Genomic DNA, 1,614 nt, shown 5'->3' with positions numbered 1-1,614 from the left:
TCCTTAAATTGAGAAACTATTTTTACCACAGAGTGCTCAGAGTTATGCACGGAGGGGCACTGAGTATTTGAATCCTTGTGTCTTTTGTGGAATAGCAGGCTATCTTAATGCATAACCATTGAGGAAGTTTTTAATATTAAGTTTATTAAAAGCATTTAGATATTTTGATTCCTTAATGCCCTTAATTCTCTTAATGTTAAACATTTGAGGCTATTTTTTTTAACATGAAGTGCATTAAGATATTAAGAAAATTAAGATATTTTCTATACTTATTTACTTAATGTTTAACCTTTCAAGAATCAGAGTTTAATTATATTCCATTAATTTTGAATTTTTAATAGCACCCATGTCAAAACTCATAGATATTATTGCAGGAGCACGCCCCAACTTCATGAAGATTGCTCCCATTATCGACGCTTTTAAGAGCCACCATTTCGAACAAAAAGGAATAAACTTCCGCCTAATACATACCGGTCAGCATTATGACAAGAATATGAGCGAGACCTTCTTTGATGAGCTGGGCATACCCCATCCAGACATCAACTTGCAGGTTGGCTCAGGTACTCAGGCTGAACAAACCGCCAAGATAATGGTGGCTTATGAACAAATTTTACTAGAAAAACCCTCTAATCTTTGTATCGTCGTAGGTGACGTGACTTCCACCATGGCTTGTTCCATTGCTGCCAGAAAACTCCATATAGACGTAGCACATATTGAAGGTGGTATTCGCTCTTATGACGAAACCATGCCCGAAGAAATCAACAGGAAGGTCACCGACGCCATTACCAATTATTTCTTTACCACATCTGAGGTAGCCAACCAAAACCTAAGAAGGGAAGGCATAAAGGAGGAAAAGATTTTCTTTGTGGGCAATACCATGATAGATACCCTGCTCAAGAATATTACTCGGCTCAAACAACCTAAGATTTGGGCTGAAAATGGACTAAAAGAGCAAGCATACATTGTGATGACCCTGCATCGGCCTGCCAATGTCGATGATCCTGCTAATCTACTTCATCTCGTCAAAATAGTCAGTGAAACGGTGGCACCCAACAAAATAATCTTTCCGATACATCCACGTACCCGCAAAGTGTATGAAAGCCTTGATTTGCAGCCTGAGAATATCATCCTCTCCGAACCCATGGGTTATTTGGAATTCAACTATTTAGTTAAAAATGCCAAGGTGGTCATTACCGATTCTGGTGGTATCACGGAAGAAACCACCGTCATGAAGGTGCCATGCCTGACGCTGAGAGACTCTACAGAAAGACCAGAGACTTGTACCGTAGGCACCAACCAACTCATCGGCACCGACCCGAATAAACTGATAGAACCTCTAAAGGATATTTTTGCAGGCAACTGGAAAAAAGGCGAAATCCCTGAGCTTTGGGACGGAAATACGGCGGATAGGATTGCGGAGATATTGGAAAGGATTGTATAGTGAATAGTTTTTAGGCTATTGGTTAGTTCGAGCGTGCCAGTTCGATTGTTCCTTGTTAGTTCGAGCGGTAGTCGAGAACACGTTTTCAAATGCCAAATACAACGTCAGTTCGAGCATTTCGAAATTTGATTTGCTAAAATCAAATGAAGAAACGGCCTTAGGTCTGGGCGGCG

General features: G+C 40.5%; 1 protein-coding gene. It reads left to right on the top strand.

What is annotated here, in order from left to right; translation table 11 throughout:
- Positions 1-346 precede the first annotated feature (346 nt).
- The gene (gene wecB, locus EGI24_RS14550; protein ID WP_255049169.1) at positions 347-1,441 is read left to right on the top strand and encodes a non-hydrolyzing UDP-N-acetylglucosamine 2-epimerase; all 1,095 of its coding nucleotides are present in this window, start codon (positions 347-349) and stop codon (positions 1,439-1,441) included.
- Positions 1,442-1,614 lie beyond the last annotated feature (173 nt).

Source organism: Lacihabitans sp. CS3-21, assembly GCF_024343675.1.
Classification (GTDB): Bacteria; Bacteroidota; Bacteroidia; order Cytophagales; family Spirosomataceae; genus Leadbetterella.
This window is presented reverse-complemented; position numbering and strand designations above follow the sequence as displayed.

Excerpts from the sequence above, each read along its gene's own strand:
- wecB (WP_255049169.1), top strand. The coding sequence starts at position 347 with ATGTCAAAACTCATAGATATTATTGCAGGAGCACGCCCCAACTTCATG.